The organism is Myroides sp. DF42-4-2, assembly GCF_030326445.1.
GTDB lineage: Bacteria > Bacteroidota > Bacteroidia > Flavobacteriales > Flavobacteriaceae > Flavobacterium.
On the sequence record NZ_JACAKI010000045.1, the window covers coordinates 1 to 3,150 of the forward strand.

The 3,150-nt window shown below is 31.2% G+C and carries 2 protein-coding genes and 1 pseudogene; all 3 read left to right on the forward strand.

The annotated features are described in order from the left end of the window. Nucleotides 1-410, forward strand: a pseudogene (locus HX062_RS15980) (hypothetical protein); the annotation flags it as partial. Nucleotides 411-414: 4 nt separating this feature from the next. Further along, on the forward strand, nucleotides 415-885 hold the full coding sequence (locus HX062_RS15985) for a DUF4280 domain-containing protein (protein WP_286468113.1): 471 nt from the start codon (nucleotides 415-417) through the stop codon (nucleotides 883-885). Between the two features lies 1 nt (nucleotide 886). Further along, on the forward strand, nucleotides 887-3,150 hold a 2,264-nt coding region (locus tag HX062_RS15990), incomplete at its 3' end, for a hypothetical protein (protein WP_286468114.1).

Genomic DNA, 3,150 nt, shown 5'->3' on the forward strand with positions numbered 1-3,150 from the left:
TAATTAAAAAGGTCGATAAAGCTTTTACAGCCATTGATGAAAACAGGGATTTATTAGATCGGAATCTGTTTTATAAACTATTTTTTCTACCTATTTATAAGAACCATAATAATTTCGAACATGAATCTACTTTAAGAGTTTATTTTTCTTCTCTTAGTCAAAGTATTGATTATAATATCAAGTATTCTTTATCTCCAAGATACACTAGCAATGATAAAATAGTACTTAAGATAGTAGGATCTGAACAAGAGAATTATTTTAATCAAGATAGAGAGAAGGGAACACTGACTCTACAGTATAAATTACATAGAAGTACACACGAGATATACTCCATAATAGGGACTGTGATTACTTATGAGGACAAAGAGGAGTATAAGATAAACTTTCAATTATTTGAACTAAATCAGTAACATTATGAGTGAGAGACATTTAGTATGTCAAGGGGCGATATGTAGTTGTAATTTTGGGACAACACCTGATAAGTTAGTGGTAAAAACACAATCAAGACGTTATATTAATGATAAAGATGGTGCAGACAAATTAATGGCAACGGATAAAGATCTAGGAACAACATTTGAGAAGAATACTTTCGGGAGTTGTTCACAGATGCGCAACAAGCCTTGTCAAGTTACTATAACAGAATGGAGTGGCTTTTATGATAAAATTACTTTAGAAGATAATGGTGGTAAACCACTTTTAGAAGATAGTAAAGGTAGCTGTCCAATTGGAGGCAAGGACTGTGTAGTGATTACATTTCATGGGCAGACAGCTGAAGTTACTCAGAAAAATGTAGATAAAGCAGATAAAGAGGTGTTAACGGAGTTATGTCCTTTGGTGGATTTAGAAGAAGTAGATAATACATACAACATAATAGCTAAAAGATAGTATGGCGTCATTTAAAATCAAGCTTAAGGAAGGGAAACAGGATAATGTTATTTCTTTTGAAAAAGGAGTGTTATCTATAAAAAAAGCAGGCTATGTTACTTTGATTATTGAAGACTATGAGAAAGAAAGTAAGGTAGTAGGAGTAGATCAAGAAGCTTTATTAAAGAAGTATGAAGATGTAGTATGGATATGGTCAGCAGTTGGTGGTAAAAGTTTGAATTTTAGTAAGGATAATTATAATATTGGATATAGTACTGACTCTAATGGTAAAATAGGTAAAGTAGAACAGTCTTTTTATTTTCCAGAACTTTTAGAAGGAGGAGGTATAGTCTATGCTGAAGCATTTTCTCAAGGAGAATCTCCTTCAAACTCTATCAAAGTAGGAATATTAATTCAGGCAGTTGGTACTCCTGAGGTTTTAGGTGTTAGATGGGAAAGGTATAATAAAGAAGGAAAAATAGAACCTTTTAAGAGTGATACAAAAATTCCTTTCGGTGTAACTGTAATTTTACATATTTATACTAAAGGATTATTTGGACAACTACTAGATATAAAATTAATGGACGAGGATGTTATTTATGATGATGAATTACCACCTTTTGAAAGAACTAAAGATTCTAGTTCAAATAATGTTCCTGAAATGCCAGATAAAGAAGATGCAAAGATTTTTAAAAGAATTGTAGATACGTACACTGAAGATGAGAATCTTACACCTATTTATGCTGTACGAGATGAATTAATAACCAATGAAAGGATAAAGGAAGGAAGTATTGAAATTCTAATACCTAAGAAGAACTATCAAGTTCAAAAAGTCAAAATGGAAATATACATAGATCCTTTTTGGAAAGCAAGCCAGTTCTCAGGAGAAGATGAGATTGAAATATATGCGATGATAAAACATCGTAATGATCCAGACTATAAAAAGTTTAAAAAAGACGGTTTTAAAACAAAAAAATTCACATTAGAATCTAAACTTACTGATGTTGGTAATAAGGCTGTACTTATCGGTGAATCAGAAACGGATGTTGCTGATTTTTATCATTGTAAGTATACAGAGATACTCGTTACTAAAAAAGGAGAAAGCGATGTTCTTAAGGTTTTTGATAGTAGTAATCTAATATTGAAGAAAAACAATCCTATTATATTAGATGTTATTGCTGGAAAGAAAGAGACTTATTACATAGAGATTAATAATTTTGATATAGATGATTGCGAAGATCAAATCCAAAAGCACACTAAAGAAAATAGAATAAAATTTAGTTCGATACCTACTGGTTATAGTATAGATTTTAAAGGAGGTGGAAGTGTACAGAATGTAGAGAAAAAAAAAGAAAATGAATGGATAACAGGATCTTTGAATGTTACTACAGAAGTTAATGTATTTGGGATTTCAACTCAAGAGGAGAAAAAAGTTTTTGGTGAAAAAGAGAAGGCAACAAAAGGTAAGATTATTGTTAGAGAAGAACAGATAGAATTTGATGCTTTTTTTCCTTATTCAATACCAAGTACATCAGAAAGCAAGATAGTTGTTGATACTTATTTTGAGGCTATGAAATATTTTTGGCTCCCCAATTTAGAAGATAAATTACAACGTATTAAGTTTACTCTTAACACTTGCGCTTATGTTAGGGATGTAAATATTATTATTTATCCTGATATAAAATGGACATTAATGTTTGGATTTAATGTAGAGGCTAAAGATATTGAAGCATTAAATAAGCGTGGATTAAAGAGTCCTTTAGGAATATTTGAATCGCTGCAAGAAGAGAAATTAGCTTCTGAAGAAAAAACAAAGCAGGAAGACCAGGAGTATCATGATAAAAATAAGCATCTAAATAAAATAACTGAAGAGAAGTTAAAAGAAGGTAAAAAGAAATATAAGTTGATGCAAAATGCTAGGAGAACTCCCCCAGTAACTATGGGGGAATTATCAGGCTTTTTTAGGTCTTTTGACAGAATTCAACTATCTCTTGCTGAGGAACATTATGGAGGGAAAGAAAAGAATGAACTTAATGAAGAGTTTTTTATTCATCTATGGCAAAAAATCAAGTATAAGGATTTGATTGAAAGTGCATTAAGTATGTTGGAGGGGGATGAAGAACAAAATGAATTCCGCCCTAGTGATTTAGCGAGGGTTGCAGAATTAAGAAAAAGTATCGTAAGAGAGACAGTAAAGTATAATATATTTTATCCCAAAATTGCTTTTGCAGGCTCATGGTTTTATGAAGCTATTGATTCTAAAGAATATCCTTCATTAGTAGGGAG

Coding starts and splice junctions, on each gene's coding strand:
- HX062_RS15985 (WP_286468113.1), top strand. CDS start 415: ATGAGTGAGAGACATTTAGTATGTCAAGGGGCGATATGTAGTTGTAAT.